Annotated in this window: 1 rRNA gene; it reads left to right on the forward strand. The window is 52.2% G+C overall.

The features are described from left to right. Nucleotides 1-381: ribosomal RNA gene (locus tag BHE89_RS21795) — 23S ribosomal RNA — on the forward strand; the annotation flags it as partial.

A 381-nucleotide genomic window follows, 5' to 3' on the forward strand; every position in this document is an offset into this window, starting at 1 on the left:
GGTGATCTATCCATGGGCAGGTTGAAGGTTGGGTAACACTAACTGGAGGACCGAACCGACTAATGTTGAAAAAATTAGCGGATGACTTGTGGATGGGGGGTGAAAGGCCAATCAAACCGGGAGATAGCTGGTTCTCCCCCGAAAGCTATTTAGGTAGCGCCTCGTGAACTCATCTTCGGGGGTAGAGCACTGTTTCGACTAGGGGGTCATCCCGACTTACCAACTCGATGCAAACTGCGAATACCGAAGAATGTTATCACGGGAGACACACGGCGGGTGCTAAACGTCCGTCGTGAAGAGGGAAACAACCCAGACCGCCAGCTAAGGTCCCAAAGTCATGGTTAAGTGGGAAACGAAGTGGGAAGGCTCAGACAGCCAGGA

Origin of the sequence: Shigella sp. FC1967, assembly GCF_001743005.1 — a bacterium.
GTDB lineage: Bacteria > Pseudomonadota > Gammaproteobacteria > Enterobacterales > Enterobacteriaceae > Proteus.